Source organism: Staphylococcus massiliensis, from assembly GCF_043186315.1.
Lineage (GTDB): Bacteria > Bacillota > Bacilli > Staphylococcales > Staphylococcaceae > Staphylococcus > Staphylococcus massiliensis.
Map to the genome: position 1 here is coordinate 1195481 of NZ_CP171119.1, position 16924 is coordinate 1212404.

General features: G+C 34.6%; 21 protein-coding genes. 15 read left to right on the forward strand and 6 right to left on the reverse strand.

What is annotated here, in order from left to right; all coding sequences use genetic code 11:
* Window positions 1-199: 199 nt before the first annotated feature.
* Window positions 200-979 (reverse strand): carbon-nitrogen family hydrolase, encoded by a 780-nt coding sequence (locus ACF3N8_RS05720; protein ID WP_017176855.1) that lies wholly within the window; start codon window positions 977-979, stop codon window positions 200-202.
* Between the two features lie 176 nt (window positions 980-1155).
* Window positions 1156-1902 (reverse strand): intramembrane glutamic endopeptidase MroQ, encoded by a 747-nt coding sequence (gene mroQ / locus ACF3N8_RS05725; RefSeq protein WP_009384245.1) that lies wholly within the window; start codon window positions 1900-1902, stop codon window positions 1156-1158.
* A gap of 178 nt (window positions 1903-2080) precedes the next feature.
* Between mroQ and groES the strand changes: the two genes are divergently transcribed.
* From groES to ACF3N8_RS05740, 3 genes are all read left to right on the forward strand, one after another.
* On the forward strand, window positions 2081-2365 hold the full coding sequence (groES, locus tag ACF3N8_RS05730; protein ID WP_392450404.1) for a co-chaperone GroES: 285 nt from the start codon (window positions 2081-2083) through the stop codon (window positions 2363-2365).
* A 48-nt stretch (window positions 2366-2413) separates the two neighbouring features.
* Window positions 2414-4036 carry a chaperonin GroEL gene (groL, locus tag ACF3N8_RS05735; protein WP_238094207.1) on the forward strand — a complete coding sequence of 541 codons (1623 nt, stop codon included), beginning with the start codon at window positions 2414-2416 and terminating at the stop codon, window positions 4034-4036.
* 481 nt (window positions 4037-4517) lie between these two features.
* Window positions 4518-5594 carry a Fic family protein gene (locus tag ACF3N8_RS05740; RefSeq protein ID WP_392450406.1) on the forward strand — a complete coding sequence of 359 codons (1077 nt, stop codon included), beginning with the start codon at window positions 4518-4520 and terminating at the stop codon, window positions 5592-5594.
* 612 nt (window positions 5595-6206) lie between these two features.
* Here the strand turns inward: ACF3N8_RS05740 and ACF3N8_RS05745 are convergent.
* Window positions 6207-6380: a hypothetical protein gene (locus ACF3N8_RS05745; protein ID WP_156093042.1), complete on the reverse strand. Its 174-nt coding sequence runs from the start codon at window positions 6378-6380 to the stop codon at window positions 6207-6209.
* 94 nt (window positions 6381-6474) lie between these two features.
* On the opposite strand from ACF3N8_RS05745, the gene ACF3N8_RS05750 reads away from it, so the two are divergent.
* On the forward strand, window positions 6475-6588 hold the full coding sequence (locus ACF3N8_RS05750; protein ID WP_274515707.1) for a type I toxin-antitoxin system Fst family toxin: 114 nt from the start codon (window positions 6475-6477) through the stop codon (window positions 6586-6588).
* A gap of 129 nt (window positions 6589-6717) precedes the next feature.
* Here ACF3N8_RS05750 and ACF3N8_RS05755 read toward each other — a convergent pair whose 3' ends face one another.
* Window positions 6718-7224 carry a methylated-DNA--[protein]-cysteine S-methyltransferase gene (locus tag ACF3N8_RS05755; RefSeq protein ID WP_009385014.1) on the reverse strand — a complete coding sequence of 169 codons (507 nt, stop codon included), beginning with the start codon at window positions 7222-7224 and terminating at the stop codon, window positions 6718-6720.
* A 58-nt stretch (window positions 7225-7282) separates the two neighbouring features.
* Here ACF3N8_RS05755 and ACF3N8_RS05760 point away from each other — a divergent pair, with 58 nt between their 5' ends.
* On the forward strand, window positions 7283-7750 hold the full coding sequence (locus ACF3N8_RS05760) for a DinB family protein (protein WP_009385016.1): 468 nt from the start codon (window positions 7283-7285) through the stop codon (window positions 7748-7750).
* A gap of 334 nt (window positions 7751-8084) precedes the next feature.
* Here ACF3N8_RS05760 and ACF3N8_RS05765 read toward each other — a convergent pair whose 3' ends face one another.
* Window positions 8085-9374, reverse strand: coding sequence for an aminotransferase class I/II-fold pyridoxal phosphate-dependent enzyme (locus tag ACF3N8_RS05765; protein WP_009385018.1), 1290 nt, complete (start codon window positions 9372-9374; stop codon window positions 8085-8087).
* A gap of 198 nt (window positions 9375-9572) precedes the next feature.
* Between ACF3N8_RS05765 and ACF3N8_RS05770 the strand changes: the two genes are divergently transcribed.
* From ACF3N8_RS05770 to pmtD, 8 genes are all read left to right on the forward strand, one after another.
* Window positions 9573-9668 carry a Trp-rich small protein gene (locus ACF3N8_RS05770; protein ID WP_009385019.1) on the forward strand — a complete coding sequence of 32 codons (96 nt, stop codon included), beginning with the start codon at window positions 9573-9575 and terminating at the stop codon, window positions 9666-9668.
* Between the two features lie 173 nt (window positions 9669-9841).
* Complete coding sequence (locus ACF3N8_RS05775) at window positions 9842-10018, forward strand: SE1626 family protein (protein ID WP_009385021.1); 177 nt, start codon at window positions 9842-9844, stop codon at window positions 10016-10018.
* A 212-nt stretch (window positions 10019-10230) separates the two neighbouring features.
* Window positions 10231-10611 carry a PSM export ABC transporter transcriptional regulator PmtR gene (gene pmtR, locus ACF3N8_RS05780; protein WP_009385023.1) on the forward strand — a complete coding sequence of 127 codons (381 nt, stop codon included), beginning with the start codon at window positions 10231-10233 and terminating at the stop codon, window positions 10609-10611.
* Window positions 10608-11504: a phenol-soluble modulin export ABC transporter ATP-binding protein PmtA gene (pmtA, locus tag ACF3N8_RS05785; protein WP_009385025.1), complete on the forward strand. Its 897-nt coding sequence runs from the start codon at window positions 10608-10610 to the stop codon at window positions 11502-11504. Before pmtR ends, pmtA begins: the two co-directional genes overlap by 4 nt.
* Complete coding sequence (locus tag ACF3N8_RS05790; protein WP_238094228.1) at window positions 11485-12123, forward strand: hypothetical protein; 639 nt, start codon at window positions 11485-11487, stop codon at window positions 12121-12123. The genes pmtA and ACF3N8_RS05790 overlap by 20 nt, the downstream gene beginning before the upstream one ends.
* Before the next feature lie 40 nt (window positions 12124-12163).
* A complete protein-coding gene (gene pmtB / locus ACF3N8_RS05795) occupies window positions 12164-12748 on the forward strand; it encodes a phenol-soluble modulin export ABC transporter permease subunit PmtB (protein WP_238101035.1) in 585 nt (194 codons plus the stop codon).
* Between the two features lie 14 nt (window positions 12749-12762).
* Window positions 12763-13638 carry a phenol-soluble modulin export ABC transporter ATP-binding protein PmtC gene (pmtC, locus tag ACF3N8_RS05800; RefSeq protein WP_009385030.1) on the forward strand — a complete coding sequence of 292 codons (876 nt, stop codon included), beginning with the start codon at window positions 12763-12765 and terminating at the stop codon, window positions 13636-13638.
* The gene (gene pmtD / locus ACF3N8_RS05805) at window positions 13635-14366 is read left to right on the forward strand and encodes a phenol-soluble modulin export ABC transporter permease subunit PmtD (protein WP_238094230.1); all 732 of its coding nucleotides are present in this window, start codon (window positions 13635-13637) and stop codon (window positions 14364-14366) included. The genes pmtC and pmtD overlap by 4 nt, the downstream gene beginning before the upstream one ends.
* Window positions 14367-14456: 90 nt before the next feature.
* Here pmtD and ACF3N8_RS05810 read toward each other — a convergent pair whose 3' ends face one another.
* Window positions 14457-15014 carry a thioredoxin family protein gene (locus ACF3N8_RS05810; protein WP_009385033.1) on the reverse strand — a complete coding sequence of 186 codons (558 nt, stop codon included), beginning with the start codon at window positions 15012-15014 and terminating at the stop codon, window positions 14457-14459.
* Between the two features lie 464 nt (window positions 15015-15478).
* On the opposite strand from ACF3N8_RS05810, the gene ACF3N8_RS05815 reads away from it, so the two are divergent.
* On the forward strand, window positions 15479-16039 hold the full coding sequence (locus ACF3N8_RS05815; protein WP_238102087.1) for an HAAS signaling domain-containing protein: 561 nt from the start codon (window positions 15479-15481) through the stop codon (window positions 16037-16039).
* Window positions 16036-16878, forward strand: coding sequence for a DUF4097 family beta strand repeat-containing protein (locus tag ACF3N8_RS05820; protein ID WP_009385036.1), 843 nt, complete (start codon window positions 16036-16038; stop codon window positions 16876-16878). Before ACF3N8_RS05815 ends, ACF3N8_RS05820 begins: the two co-directional genes overlap by 4 nt.
* Window positions 16879-16924: the final 46 nt, after the last annotated feature.

Genomic DNA, 16924 nt, shown 5'->3' on the forward strand with positions numbered 1-16924 from the left:
TGCCGTAAAGTTTAGCAAGTAGTTATAAAAGCTATCGTAAGCATCATTCAATTTATCATTAAACAATCGGTAAATTCACTAAATTTTTTCATAATTAAATAAAACATCCCCAAAATAGATAGAGTAATAACTGTAAATAAACATTCCCTTAATAATAAAAACCCGAGTCCCTCCCAAGCTCGGGTTTATTTTTTTTATGCTAATAGAGGTCGTTTCGAAGATTGTCTAATACTGGGATTTGTTGGCGCTGACGTTCGACTTCAGATAGGTTAAGTGTCTCGACAATATGACCTTCGTTTGTATCTAGTGATTTCACGATATCTCCATTTGGATTGATGATACAAGAATTACCGCCATACGTCGTACCTAATGCTTCACCGCATGCATTACAACCTACAACGTACATATTATTTTCAATTGCGCGTGCTTGAAGTAACTTAATCCAATGGTCGATACGGGCTAGTGGCCATTGAGCGACGTAGAATGTAATCGCTGCATGTTGCGCGACGGAACGATTGAGTTCAGGAAATCTTAAGTCATAGCAAACAATTTGTGATGCGCGCACGTCTTCTTTAAGTTGAAAGGTTTGAGGCATCTTTGTACCGCCCGTTAAGAATTTTGGTTCATCAAGCATTGGTACGAGATGAATTTTGTCATATTGATTTAATATCTCGCCATCTGAATTAACGGTGAAACTCGTGTTGTAAATATGTCCGTCAACCTTATTGGCTACTGATCCTGCTACAATAGTTACGTTATGCATTTGCGCAAGTTGCGCAATAAACGCTTTACTCTCTTGTAAGTTTTCATCTGCGAGTTCGTCTAACGCCTCAAGTGCGTAACCGTTATTCCACATTTCAGGTAGCACCACGACTTCTGTTTGAGCATCTAGTTTCGACTCAAATAAATCTTTAATTTTCTCTTTGTTAAGTTCAAATTGTGCTGCTTCTATTTTAAATTGAAATAATTGTACCTTCATATATGTTCACCTCTTAAGCTTACTGTATAAAATTACATCTCAACTTTCAAAGTGTTGGCATTGGGATAGGGCTTTTCATAATGGAAAAGGCCTTTCGATAAGGTACCGAAATGATGAGACATAAAAAAGACTGACATGCATCACACTCATGTGTGCATCTCAGTCTCGTTATCATATTAAAATAAGAAATTTATAATGAATGACGTCTTCTCCATAGCCTCTTGTTTAAGGCTTTCTGGCATGTTCAGTTGAATCAGAACGACGATTGAGTTCATTAAAATGTGTACGGCGATAGGAATGATTAAGCGTCTTGTGTACGCGTATAATAATGAGAAAATTACACCCATGCCGAAGTAATTTAAGAAGTTAGGTAAATCTTGATGTGCAATTGCGAATATGACAGAACTTATAATTGTAGCAATTATGATTTTAACGATTCTAGGTGCTTTCATTCGGCTGTACAATTCGCCAAAAATGACCTTTCTAAATACATATTCTTCGAATATTGGGCCAATAACCGCAATTAAGAAGATGAATAATGGAATTTGTTTCGCTACTTCCATAAGTTTTTGTGTATTCTGGTTTGAAGGTTCAATTTGGAATACGAATGTATTGATTAAACTTGCGATAATTTGGAAAAAGATTACGGTGATGAAACCAAGCACGATTACAAGCACGATGTAGGCTGGCTTTAACCTTGATGCCTCAGTTTCAAGTGGTAATCTGTTCTTCACCATTTTATGTAAGAAAATAACAGCTAGGATAGAAATCACAAATAAGCCTAGTTGCATAAAGATAGCTAATTTAGACAGTTCCATCTTATTCATATCTCCAAATAGACCTGAACCGACTAATAAGCCTGGTATAAATTGCGCGCATAAATATATTGCGACAGTGAGTAGTGCCACGATGCCTCTTCTCATAAAAGACCTCCATAAGATTTTGGTTAACGTTTTCATTTTATCGTAGAAAGATTCATTTAACAAAGTTTCTGTCGAATCGTATGACTTGAATTGTTGACCAATTTTGATTATTATAAAATTATATTAGCACTCATAACTTGAAAGTGCTAAATTATGTGAACCTGAAGGAGGAAACATCATGCTTAAACCATTAGCAAATCGAGTGATTATTCAAAAGAAAGAACAAGAGCAAACAACTAAAAGTGGTATTGTGTTAACTGATACTGCTAAAGAGAAGACCAATGAAGGTGAAATCGTCGCTGTAGGACCAGGACGTTTATTAGACAATGGTGAGCGTGTTAAACCTGAAGTAAGTGTTGGTGATCATGTTGTCTATCAACAATATTCTGGCACTGAAATTAAGCAAGGAGACGAGAAATATCTTGTCTTATCAGAAGAAGAAGTACTTGCAGTAATCGAATAAAATAGACTGATATACATCGTAATACGAAATTTTAGGAGGTCATGATTCATGGCGAAAGAACTTAAATTCTCAGAAGATGCAAGACAAGCAATGCTACGTGGTGTTGATAAACTTGCAAACGCAGTTAAAGTAACAATTGGTCCAAAAGGGCGCAACGTTGTATTAGATAAAACATATACAGCACCATTAATCACGAACGATGGTGTAACAATTGCTAAAGAAATTGAATTAGAAGACCCTTATGAAAATATGGGTGCTAAACTTGTTCAAGAAGTTGCGAATAAAACAAATGAAATCGCTGGTGACGGTACTACAACTGCGACAGTACTTGCACAAGCAATGATTCAAGAAGGTTTAAAAAACGTAACAAGTGGTGCAAATCCAGTTGGTCTGCGTCAAGGTATCGATAAAGCTGTAGCCGTAGCGATTGAAGCGTTACACGAAATTTCTCAAAAAGTTGAAAATAAAGAAGAAATTGCACAAGTTGGTTCAATTTCAGCGAACGACGAAGAAGTAGGTCGCTACATTTCTGAAGCTATGGAAAAAGTTGGTAACGACGGTGTTATTTCGATAGAAGAATCTAATGGTTTCAATACAGAATTAGAAGTTGTTGAAGGTATGCAATTTGATCGTGGTTACCAATCACCATACATGGTTACTGACTCTGACAAGATGGTAGCGGAGCTTGAAAGACCATATATCTTAATTACAGATAAGAAAATCTCTTCATTCCAAGACATTCTACCGTTACTTGAACAAGTTGTTCAATCTAACCGTCCAATTTTAATCGTTGCGGATGAAGTTGAAGGCGATGCATTAACAAACTTAGTATTAAACCGTATGCGCGGCACATTCACTGCAGTAGCGGTTAAAGCACCTGGTTTCGGTGATCGTCGTAAAGCTATGTTAGAAGACTTAGCTATTCTTACAGGTGCTCAAGTAATTACAGATGAGTTAGGTTTAGAATTAAAAGATGCTTCAATCGATATGTTAGGTTCAGCTAATAAAGTTGAAGTTACGAAAGATAACACGACTGTTGTAGATGGTGATGGCGATATCACAAACATCGATGCACGTGTTAATCAATTAAAAGCACAAATCGAAGAAACAGATTCAGACTTCGATCGTGAAAAACTTCAAGAACGCTTAGCTAAATTAGCTGGCGGTGTAGCAGTTATTAAAGTTGGTGCTGCATCAGAAACTGAATTAAAAGAACGTAAATTACGTATTGAAGATGCATTAAACTCAACACGTGCTGCAGTTGAAGAAGGTATTGTAGCAGGTGGTGGAACTGCATTATTAAATATCTACAAGAAAGTTAGCGAAATTGAAGCTGATGGCGACATTGAAACAGGTATTAATATCGTGTTAAAAGCCCTTCAAGCACCAGTGCGTCAAATCGCTGAAAATGCTGGCTTAGAAGGTTCTATCATTGTAGAACGTCTGAAAAATGCTGAACTCGGTGTAGGTTATAACGCTGCTACTGACGAATGGGTTAACATGTTAGAAGCAGGTATTGTAGACCCAACTAAAGTTACACGTTCTGCTTTACAACATGCGGCAAGCGTGGCTGCAATGTTCTTAACAACTGAAGCGGTTGTAGCTAACTTACCAGAAGAGAACGGTGGTAATGAAGGTCCATCAATGGGCGGCATGCCAGGTATGATGTAAGATAGGCCGTAAGCACTGAATTTAAGTGGTTACTTTTGGTCGAATATAAATAAAAATATATCAAATATTATGGTGTTGAGACGCTTTCCATGTTTTGAAGTGGGAGGCGTCTTTTTATAACTTTATGCAACGTTTGTTTAAGTTTAGCTGTTTAAATTTCCTTATGGGGCAGTCGTTCCTGTGTCTCTTTGATAAGCAAGCCTGAGATTCTCGAATCATTATTGGAAGATGATTTCGATGAATTATGACAGTCTATTGATATGTTATCGCGTCATTCGCTTAAGCTGTAAAATATATTTTTGGCCTTTTCACTAATGATACGCTTGAAAAGCTTAGAGGTATTAATGATGTATAACTCGTATATTTAACCACCTATATAGATATTGAACTTGAAAATCCTTTATTTTATTAAAAAAAATTAGTTATAATCAAAAAGATAAAAGTCATATTTACAAAATATGCCTAATAAAGGTGTGATTGAATGGAATATAAGCCTTTAAAAATATTATTTCATATGTATGATTGGAAAAAGTTTGAATTAGAATACGAAACGAGAAGAGATAGCTTTGCCTCTTATTTAATGAACATACATATTCATCCAATTCAAGACGGGAAACAAAAGTCTGAAACTTGTTATCCATTGTTCTTTGTATTAAATAAAGAACTAGCTTCAAATTTAGAAAGTGTTTTGACTAATACAAAAAAAATTAAGCTATTGTCATCTATGTTGCCAGAAGTAGCTAATCATTCATATATAAATCACTTGCTTATTAATGAATTACAAAGCACGAATGAAATAGAAAATATTAAAAGTACTAAAGAAGAAATAGCAGAATCTATTAATAATACAAAAGGGTATCATAAAAGATTTGATGGGCTAGTTAACCAATATCTAATGATTGAAGATTATAATATTGGGATTAACTCTATTTCAGACATAAGAAAAATTTTTGATTCAATTGTTTCAGGTGAAATTAAAGACAAAGACTTACCGGATGGTGATTTGTTTAGGAGACAAGGTATAGGGGTTTATGACGAATCTAAAAACAAATGGATTCACAGAAATGAATGTTCTGAACCTGAGCTTTTTGAAAACTTAACGCTAATGTTGGAGTTTGTTAAAAATTTTGATGCGCCTCAGATATTTAAGATTATGGCCAGTCATTTTATATTTGAATACTTACACCCATTCTACGATGGAAATGGCAGGGTAGGAAGATGTATGATAGCTAAAATGTTGAATGATAGCTTAGATCGTTTTACCGCTCTTACATTTTCTTATACTGTTAATAACCATAAAAGTAAATACTATAAAGCTTTTGAAGAGGCATCTAATTACTATAATAAAGGTGAATTAACTACATTTATTAAAGAAATGCTAGACTTACTAATCATAAGACAAAATAATATTATTGAAAGTTTTGAAAAGAATATTCGCATTATCGATAAATTGGGCCTAGCATTAAAAAAATATCAAAAGATAATTATGATTTCGGTATTCTATTTGTTCTATTGCAAGATAAAATATTTGGAAGCAAATACGCTCGAATTAGCCTAAAAAGTGTTCAAGAAATTACAGGTTTTTCGAGAAATAAAATAAACAAAGTTATAAAGGAATATGATACTAAGCTTATTAAGATAAAAAGTAATCCAGTTGTTTATGAAATCGATGATAAGTTTGTAGAAGAACTACTTGCTCAAAAATAGTAGCTCTGTATAAGGAGTAGTGACCTTAACAGTTGTAGTTTTCATTAAGCTACTTGTATGAAAGTAAGATTAATCGCCCCACCAATTAAGGTGGGGTATTTTAGTACAATATCGTATTTGAAAACGAGTATTGTGGAAATATTTTTTTATAAAATATTTGGTAATTGCCTAGGTGTCCTTATTGAGTTCCTAACTGTATTCGTATGGTAATAATTGTCACATTAAAGCAATAACATTTACAGTTAAGAAATATATGAGACAGTTAGGCATACTTTAATGATTATTTACGTGATTAGGGCTAAATAAAGAATGAGAAGTTAGGAGATTCTATGATAAGGATTTATTGAAGTATAAAAATTGTTGACTAAGTACATGGTATCGTTATTAGCTTCATTAAAACCAACTAGGAAAGTAGTAAACAAAAAGGCATTAAGGCTTAATTAGCCTCAATGCTTGGATGGTATTACATAAAGTCTTTATATGATTTGATGTAGGCTGTACCACCTAAGAAAGCTGGTGCGATGATAAGTAGCTTTTCCCTTAAAGAAAGATCCTTTAGAGAAATAATTACAATAAACCAAATGATATTTAGTAACGTTATAACAGATAAAATAATTGGATTAAAAAATTTACGCATATAATCGCCTCCGTGGTTAATCGTATTTGTTAAAAAGTCTTTAAATGATATACTTATTAGGTCGCCTATACTCTCTATGTGGCGATAATACCGCATGAGAGGAGGTGGTTTTTTGCTATTCATCTTTGTTTCACTAATAGCACCCATAATTTCAGGGTGCGTTGTCGCGTTATTTAAACATTGGTTATCAAAACGTGACAATAAATAGGCGACGATAACCCCACCAAAAAAATCCCCAACCTATGGCCGTAGGTTGGGGATTGGTGGTTTTTACTACTCATCTTTGTTAACTAAAGTATAACATGTAATGTTACATAGTACAAATGTCTCTCTACCGCTAGGCCTCACTAGGATTTTGTTCAATTTGTATTAAAGCACTTTGCTTATCTATACCACCATTAAACGTGTTTAAATCTCCATCTAGATTTGTCACGCGATGACTAGGAATTAATATTTGTAGATGATTTTGGTTGGTTGCAGTGATAACTGCTTTAGAGGCATCAACCTTTTGAATGCGATTTGCAATATCTTGGTATGTTACAGTGGAACCATAAGGGATGGATTTAACTGTATGCCAAACCTTTTGCTGAAAAGGCGTGCCAAACTCTACTGAAAAAGGGATAGTAAATGTTCTAAGTTCGCCGTTAATGAATGCATTGACTTGATGTTTAGTCTTTTCAATGATTGGATTAGCCTCATCAACGATTCTATGAGATTGGGCTAATTTATGAACGAAGTCAAATTTAAACGTAGCGTCTTCAAAATATAAAGCTACGATTGAATGATGGTCCGCTATGGCGATCATTTTGCCTAGTGGTGTTTCAATGTTTTGACGAAAATACATGTGGAAGCTCTCCTTTCATAGTAAAGAATATCATATACTTTTATAGGGGGAAAATAAGATGAATAAGCAATATATTTTTGATTCATTAAAAATGAGTACGGATTTTTTAATTAAGAAATATGAAAAGTTTGAATGGGAACCAATTGCTGAATTAAATTATCAACATTTTCCAAATAACATCCACTGGCAACTCGGACATATATTAACGGTATTTGAGTTATCGTTATCATTTGTAGATAAAAACAAAGTAGATATTGAAGCTTATAATAAGAACTTTGGTAATGGCACGAAGCCTGAAGATTGGGATGGCAAAGAAATTCCATCTGTTAATGAAATTGTAGAGTTACTAGGTACAATTCCTGAAAGATTAGATACGCTTACAGATGAAGATTTAGAGACTGAATTACCTGAACCGATTGTAGGTCAAGAGACGGTTCGAGGTTTACTCATCCTAAATACAATGCATATTCCACTTCATACAGGTAAAATTGAAGAAATGGCTCGAATTATCCGTGCAGAAGCATAATTCGGAGTTGATATATGAGACGCGAGGCTTGTTAAGGGCCTCGCGTTTCCTTATTTAAGGGTGGAAGGTCGTACGGTTTATCAAGAATGATTTGTCATCAAGTCTCAAGGCGTTTGAAACTTGATGGTGAAACCGTGATCAAGTTTCAGAGCCCTTGAAACTTGATTAGCGATCCCTAATCAAGTCTCAACACACTTGAAACGTGATGGCGAAACTGTCATCAAGTTTCAACGCTAATAGTAGCCGCAACACACTACCAACCGCCAACTTAAACAAAAAAGCTATAGGTAATACGACTCAGGTCGTATCACCTATAGCTTTCTTTATATAAAGTCTATTCTTGTAGTTCTTTAATTGCTTTTGCGATAGTTTCGAACACGTACTCGATATCATCTTTTTCAATGCAACTGAACGCGATTCGAATGTCTTTCTTATTTAAAGCGATAATACCAATGCTGTACTTTTCAATGAGGTGATTACGAAGTGTTTCAGGTTTAACGCCGTGAACACGAAGTGCCATGAAGTAGCCTGAATTGAAGTCATATGGCTGCCATAATTCTTTATATGCGTCGCGATATACGACTTCTTTCGTCACTTCGTAACGTTCTCTAAGTGTCTCAACATTAGCTTCAATTTGCTTATCAAATTGTTCATTGTTTTCAAGTACGTGTGTAATCGCAGCTTGAGACGGCATCGGACCACTTGAGATATTACTACGGATTAGGCCTTTTACTTTAGCTTCCATAACGTCTTTCGCATCTTGATTCTCTAAGCCAAATGTTATAAATCCAACTCGGAAGCCCCAAGCAAAGAATTCTTTCGTCGCACCATCTAAGCGAATTGGTAATACGTTTTCGTGATTAAGTTGCGTAAGTGCTGTGAAGATAGATTGCTTATATACATCTTCGTAGAATAATCCGTAATATGCGTCATCAACGACCGTTATGACACAAGTACCTCTATCAGCTAGGATACGAACACCTTCGACAAGTTCGTCGACTTGTTCTTTAGTAGGTGTGTAACCTGTAGGGTTGTTTGGATAGTTTAATAGTAAAATAACTTTCGATTCGTCTAACTTTTGAACACAGTTTAAAAAGTGTTCTGTAGTAAAGCTACCATCTTCGTTAAAGATAGGAAACGTCTCCATATTCGCATTATGGCGAACACCGAAGATTAAATTATAGTTACCCCAGTTGTGTTCTGGAAGTAGGACCATATCATGGTGATCAACAAATAAGTCACCAACAAGAGATAGTCCGTGCGTTAATGCATTAGTAGCAATTGGTTTCGTAATTTGAGATTCGTTTAAGTCTGGATTTTCTTTAAGGAATTTATTTAACCATAAAGTGCGAAGTGATTCTAATCCTTGTGGCGGCGCGTAAGGGAATACTTGGTTTTCTGGCAAGTGGTTGAAGACGTCGTATAAGTCATCCGCGTACATCATACCTTTATCGTTTGTCGCCATGCCTATAGTTGCGTTATATTTAGTCGCTTTAGCGTCTGCAGATTGAGAAAGAATGCCCTTCGGATAATACATACTAGAACCTAGGTCAGAGAACATGTCCAATAATTTAGGAGAAGATTTTTTTAATTTTTCGTTGAGTTCTAATGCGATTGGATTCATTAATTGTTCATCCTCTTTCTTTTAGTCGTTTAATACTAATTTTATATTGAAAAGCCCAAAATTTAAAGTCATGTCACCCATTTTAAAAATAATTTACAAAAAAAGAACACATATACGAACATATGTTCTAGTTTTTGTGTTAGAATACAAACAGGCCACTTAACATATAAGTATCACAAAGCGTATGGAGGTGTAATTATGCCGTGGGAGAATTTTATAATGACTTTAATTACAGGTGGCTTACTCATTATTTTCCGTTGTTGGTTAGAAATCAATTGGAAAAATAAGAAATAATTACATGAAAAATCCCCACATCTGCTGCAACAGATATGGGGAAGTGTAATTAATCCGTGGATACAATTAAATTGTACCACGTTGTATTATAAGCCGCAATCTTAAGAATGTTCCATACTTCATACCGCATGATATGTTAACGTTATAGTGATAAAAAAATATGAGGTGAAAGCATGAAACACTTAACGAAGATATTTGTAACGTTGGCTATTGTACTATTTATAGTAGGCATCATTTTACAAACAGTAGGCGAAGAGGGATCTGGCATAAAAATCTTAATCGCAAGTATTTTATTTATTATTTGCGCTTTCATTAATCGACATAATGAACGTAATAAACGAAATAAATAAATCATCTTCATTCATGATCATTTTTATGAAAATGCGCTTAGACAATCGAAATTGTTTGAGCGCTTTATTTATGTGTATATACTGTTTATATACACTTACGAAATCTAAAGTACTTAAACAAAGGTAATTAAAGGACTTTTCAAAAAAGAGGGGTTTACAAATCTGTATATATTGTATATATTATGTATATACACAAGCGAAGGAGGACAGCCATGAAGATATTGTTGAATAGTAGTAGTGATCAGCCGATATATGAACAAATTAAGCGGCAGATTAAGACGCAAATCCTTAAAGGGAAGTTATATCATGGAGAACATTTACCTTCCATGCGGGAACTCGCTAAAGATTTAAGTGTTAGCGTCATCACGACGAAACGTGCTTATGAAGATTTAGAGCAAGATGGCTTTGTGACAACAATCAGAGGAAAGGGCACCTTTGTGAAAGGTCAAGATACGGCTATCTTAAGGGAAAAACAATTTATGGTGATTGAATCGTTGTCGAAGCAAATAACGAAGGAAGCTAAGACAATCGATATGTCGCTTGAGGAATTGCAAGACATTATTGCCCTCATATACGAGGAGGAAGATGAATGAATGTAGTTGAATTTAAAGATGTGAGTTACCAGCGGAAAGCGTTTGAACTTGAAAACTTGAATTTCTCGATTCCTAAAGGCTATGTGACGGGGTTTATTGGCGCAAATGGGTCTGGTAAGACAACGACAATTCGCCTGCTGATGGACTTACTTAGACCTAAGTCAGGTACGATTCATTTATTTGGTAAGGGAATGAAAGCAGATCCTGTTGAGATAAAGAATAAAATTGGCTTTGTATACTCGGAGCTTTACTTAAACGACAATTGGCATGTTAAGAAAGTGTCACGCATGCTATCGAAGTTTTACCGAAATTGGAATGAAAACACGTTTGAACATTACCTTAATTATTTCAAGTTACCTCATAATGAAAAGATTAAAAATTTCTCAACGGGTATGAAGATGAAACTATCCATTACCATTGCTTTTAGCCATGAAGCAGAACTCTTTGTATTAGATGAACCTACTGCAGGACTTGACCCGGTCGTTCGTTCTGAAGTCTTATCGATTATTCAAGAGGAGCTGATTAACGAGGATAAGACAGTCTTTTTCTCAACGCATATCATTTCAGACTTAGAACGCATAGCGGACTACATTGTGTATTTAAAGCAAGGTCAGATTCAATTTGAAACATCTAAAGATGACCTCTTAAATACGTACAAGATCGTTCGCGGTGATGATAAGGATTTAGATGCCGAACTTGATCAACTCTTGATTCACAAGACTGTTAATCACACAGGCTACGAAGCGTTAACGAAAGACAGCGCAGTCTTTAAAGAATTGTTTGGACCTAAAGTAGTGATTGATGATGCGTCGATTGAAGACATTATGGTTCATTTTGAAAAGGACAAGGATACGTCGATTGAGGGTGAGCGTTATGAAAGCACTCTTTCTTAGAAACTTGAAGCTCGATATTATTAAGTACTATGCATTGGCATTACTAATAGGGCTGGTGCTTGCTCAGTTTCTAGATAGTGTTCGCGGTTTCTTAAGCCTAGTAATGTTAACCTTTATTGGATGTTTAAGTACGTCATTTATCTTTATCAAGAAACGCATTCACCATAATAACATGCATATCACATACCGAAGTTTACCATTAACTGATGCAGCTTTTATCAATAGTACGTATTTATATTCGCTATATATCGCGCTCATTCAAATCGTACTATATCTCATATCACTACCTATGATAAAGACTGTTTACACACTTGAAATTTTACTTGTCATCATAGGGCTAACATTCCTAACGAATATCATGTTGGCCCCGATATGTTTTGAACAACATTGGCACAAACTTATAAGTTCAATCATTTATTTTATCATTGCCTATGTGGTACTCTTCTTCCATATCGCACCTATGAGCAATTTGACATTCCGAATGCCGTACTTTGACTATTTCGGATACGCGTTCTTTGCGGTAACGACCGTACTATTCATCGGCTCTTACCTATTCGCGAATCATTTTATCAAACGACATCGAAGCGGAGGTGACCTTATTGAAGGCATTGTTATATAGGAATTTCGAATTACGCAAATGGTCGTTACTACTATACACCATGCTGTTGTTATTCTTTCCTATTTATTATTTATTTTTTAAAAGCACTTTCATCATAAAAATGATAATTAGCGGCCTCTTAGTACTCATCGCATTACTTCATTCAGGTCAAAGCTTTGTTACTTTAAGCAACCTTGGTAAAAGAGGCGCTTTAACCTTCTACCAAAGTTTACCTGTAAGTCGAAGAGATTTAATCAATGCTAACTTTTTAACCACAATCATTTTGACATTATATGCAGCCGTCGTACTGATGTTATACAACAACTATAACGTCAACCTTTCATTCGTAACCGTTAATCAAGTGAAAGTCGATGGACCTATGATGTTTATCTTTTCAAATATGGTTACCTTAATCTTTGTGTTTAATAAGTTTGGTGAGGAAAAGACACTATCAATACCATATATCTTGTTTATCATTATCGTGAATTTCATCTTGCCACTCGTGGCACTAATTGTGCTTTTCATATGTGAAAGAATGTTAAATTGGCATTTCATTCATATACCAACCGTGCTATGGAGTGCGTTTATATTAAGCATTATCGCGATGGTCATCACGTACGTCGTTCAAATCGTAAGGACAAAATAATAGGAGGGCATTCAATGGAGTTAAAACAAGTTAGTAAGACATATAATCAAAACACTGTTTTAGACCAGATTGATTATAAATTCGATGACAGCCGTATCGTCGGTTTAATCGGTAAGAACGGTGTCGGTAAGACAACGTTAATGAAAGTAATGAACGGAAATATTATCAATTATCAAGGTGACGTTATAACAAGTGATGATGAAAATATCGGTTACTTAATCGAACATCCTAAGCTTTATGCGAATAAATCAGGCATGTATAATTTGAAATTCTTTAGTAAAGTTCTAGGAAAAGGCTTTGATAAGGACTATACCAATCGTATTATAGAAGCGTTTGGCATGGGGCCATATATTAAGAAGAAGGTTAAAAAATACTCGATGGGTATGAAGCAGAAGTTAGCGATCGCGGTATCATTAATGAACAAACCGAAGTATCTGATATTAGACGAGCCTACAAACGGTATGGACCCGGATGGTTCGATTGATGTACTTGAAACCATTCAAAAGCTTGTTAAAGAGTTTGATATGAAGATCTTAATTTCAAGCCATAAGTTAGAAGATATCGAGCTCATTTGCGATCGTGCCGTATTTTTAAGAGACGGCAACTTTGTACAAGACGTGAATATGGATGAGCAAGAGGCAAGCGTTGTAACGTTGCTACATGTACCTACCGATCAATTCAATGCATCACTTGAATTACTTACAGCGAAGTTTAGAGTCATCCAATCTCATAAAGATACTGGCGAAATCATCTTACAAGAGCAGGCCGATTTAGCACCCATGTTAAAAGCCCTAGCGTCAGTCGATGTATTTCCAAACCGTATCGAAACGCGTAAGAACTCACTACGCGATACGTACTTCAATATCAATAAGAGAGGTGAACAAGCATGAAGGCATTACAACTTGTAAAATATGACATATTAAGCGTTTTTAGAAGTCCGCTTTCATATCTTGGGCTGTTACTCACATTACTTCCTATCGCCGGTATTATTACGATGTATTACAATGGTATGGACGGTAAGATTGAAGGTAAAACGATATTAGGTATCTTTTCTTGGTTTACAGCTGTACTCGGTTTACTATTTATCATCAAGACGATTACACGTGACATGTCACATGGTACCATCCAATTATTCTTAAATAGCACTCGAAATCGTATTTCGTATTTCATGGGCAAATTTATTTCAATCGTCATTATTGGTTTACTTTTCTCAGGATTAGTCGTTGGTTTAGTTAAACTTATCGAATCCATGTTAAACGGCGACCCAGTAGGTAACGATGTTATATGGCATTTCGTCCAACTTTATATGCTTTTATTTGTAACATATGGCTTATTACTATTTCTCATTAACATTGCGATACAAAAGCCAGCCGTAATCTTTACACTAGGTATCTTTTGTATTTTAATAGCGCCAATCGCGATTCAAATGATTCCGATGATTCCAGAGTACGGTGATGACATTAAAGATGTACTTAAATACATTCCGTTTAGTTACATCATTGAAAAGGTCTTCCAAGCTCAATTTGAGCTTAAAGATTATCAAATATGGATTGCTTTAGGCAGTATCATAGTATTGTTTGTATTAAATCTCGTTTATATTTCTAAAAAGGATAATTAAAAAATGCCGGGCCGCATAGCATAATGCGCCCGGCTTTTACATATCTATTTAGACGATTTCAAAGCTAATGTCATAGCCTGTTTATGATATCTATTTAGCTATTTTGTCGAGTATTGATTCGTATACGTCTTTCCAAAATGTTGAATCTGTTTTGAAACGTTGCGTAAATATGGCAAGCATTTCTTTCTTCTTATCTTGGAATGAAGGATCTTCTTGATCTGGTAATGAAGCTTTAGTTTTATCAACGAATGCTTGAACTTGTTTAGCACGTGGCCCCCATACGGCAACTTGTTCGTATTGTTTATTTAAGAAGATATAAATAGGGATAGAACGAGATTTTCCATTCGTTAAATATTGGTCGATAAGGTCAGTATCATCATCACGTTTAAACACTTTAGCTTCGATATCAGTTTGCTCTACGATGTATTTTAAAATAGCGTTATTCATCATAGCGTCACCGCACCAATCTTCAGATATCATGAGCACTTTATCGATAGGGCCCTGTTTAATTTGATCTAATCGTTCATCTTGGTCAGGTAATTCCAGCGATTGATAAATAGATAGTAAATTATCTTTGTGATCTGTCATATTGTTAATATATTGATCAAGCGGTTGCGCTTGTTCGAAATAATGTTCTAATTTAGCCATGTCGATTACCTCCTAAATGTATTATTCATATTATATCAATAAATTAAATTGAAAGAAAATTTTAAATACTTTGACGAATTCATGCTTGTTGATTTATTTTAGGATAAAATAGAAAATGTAATTAAAGTGACACTAATTACATTAACATGTTTTTAAATTACTAAAACATTAAGTATCGTTTAAAAGTTGATTTTACGTATTTTTATTTCGATGAGTAGGCTATATAGTAATAGGTATAGGTAATTTACGCGGACTTTACTTAAATTTCATGCAACGTATCTTTAGAAAACGGGTAAAAAGTGATTATAAAATGATATAAACGATTGTAAGTTAATTTGTATACTTGTGTTATTTAATTTTATGTTTAAAATTAAACTTATAACGTAAATAACTAATGAATAAAAGATAGAATCAATTCTATAGACATGGATTAATCATTATAAGATAAGGTGGTGAGCGCGTTAATGAATAAAATTACATATTTAACAGAACTTGAGAACCATTTAAAACGTCTGCCACGAGATAAACAAGATAATATCATGTTTTCTTATGAACAATTTTTCTATGAAAAAGAGCAAGAAGGATTAAGTGAATCGGCGATCTTAAAGGAATTAGATAAACCTAAGCTTGTAGCTAAACGCGCTTATGCCAAACATACCATTCATAATGCAGAAGATGTCCCTACAGCTCGAAATATTATGAAGGCAGTAATCGCTACACTAGGTATTAGTTTGTTTACTTTATGTTTCGTCGTCGTTCCGATGTTTTTCGTGATAATTTTTATGGTACTAATATTACTAATTTCTTTGGTTTTGTTACTCAGTCCTGCGATTCTTGTCATTAATATATTTCTTTCTGGTGTAACATTTGGGTTACTTTCTAACATTTTATTTAGCTTATCTTTATGCGGTTTAGGCATCGTATTTATGGTGCTTGTGCTAAAAGTATTCGATGTCATTTATGGCTTAACGCTAAAGTATTTAAGATGGAATATTAAGATGATCAGAGGGAGTAGATCCTCATGAAGAAATTACTCTTATTCGGGATTGGCATGTTCGTGACTTTCTTTGCATTAGGAACACTTTCCTGGTTTTTAATTGATAAACCAAATAAAGATGTTGTTAAATACAGTGAGACGTATGACCCCGATAAGTTCAATAAAATCGAAGTCGATTCTAACAATGTTTCTATTCATTTGAAAAAAGGGAAACGCTTTAAATTTAAATATCAAGGTAGTATTGAACCTGAAATTTCAACCAAAAATGGTACGTTTAAGTTAAATGATGAAGAACAAAAGCTTAAAGGACGTGCGAACTTTAATCCTTTTGATGCGAGACATAAACATTTAACTATTACAGTACCACCAAAAAAATTAAAAGAAATTGATTTATCTACTGCTACAGGTGAAGTTGTAGTAGATGGCGCATCAAGCAAATCATTGACTATATGGAATAGTGGTACAGGTAAACTAGACTTAAGTCACTTAAATTGTGATTCAGCAGACATCAAAGGTAAACGTAGTGCTTTAAAACTTGATGATAGTCATATGAAGGATACATCGTTAAATATCGATGCAGGTGAAATTAATGTAACAAATTCGCTAATTCAAAGTGGAATCGTAGTAATTAATTCAGGACCACTGAGATTAAATAAAATGCACCCTGATACTTCCGTTAAAGCTTCCTCTAAAAGAGGTAATATTTATTACTCATATGATCGACTACCTAAATCCGTCAAACTTAAATTAAGTCCTGAAAATGGTAAAACGTATATTAAGAATGAGGCATTACGTAAACGCGATGATAAATACTCGAAACATATCTTAGAATTCTATACGCACGATGGTGATATTAAACTCTATTAATCTAAGAAACCCAGTAGTTAAAGCTAACAAACAAAGCTTTAGCCAC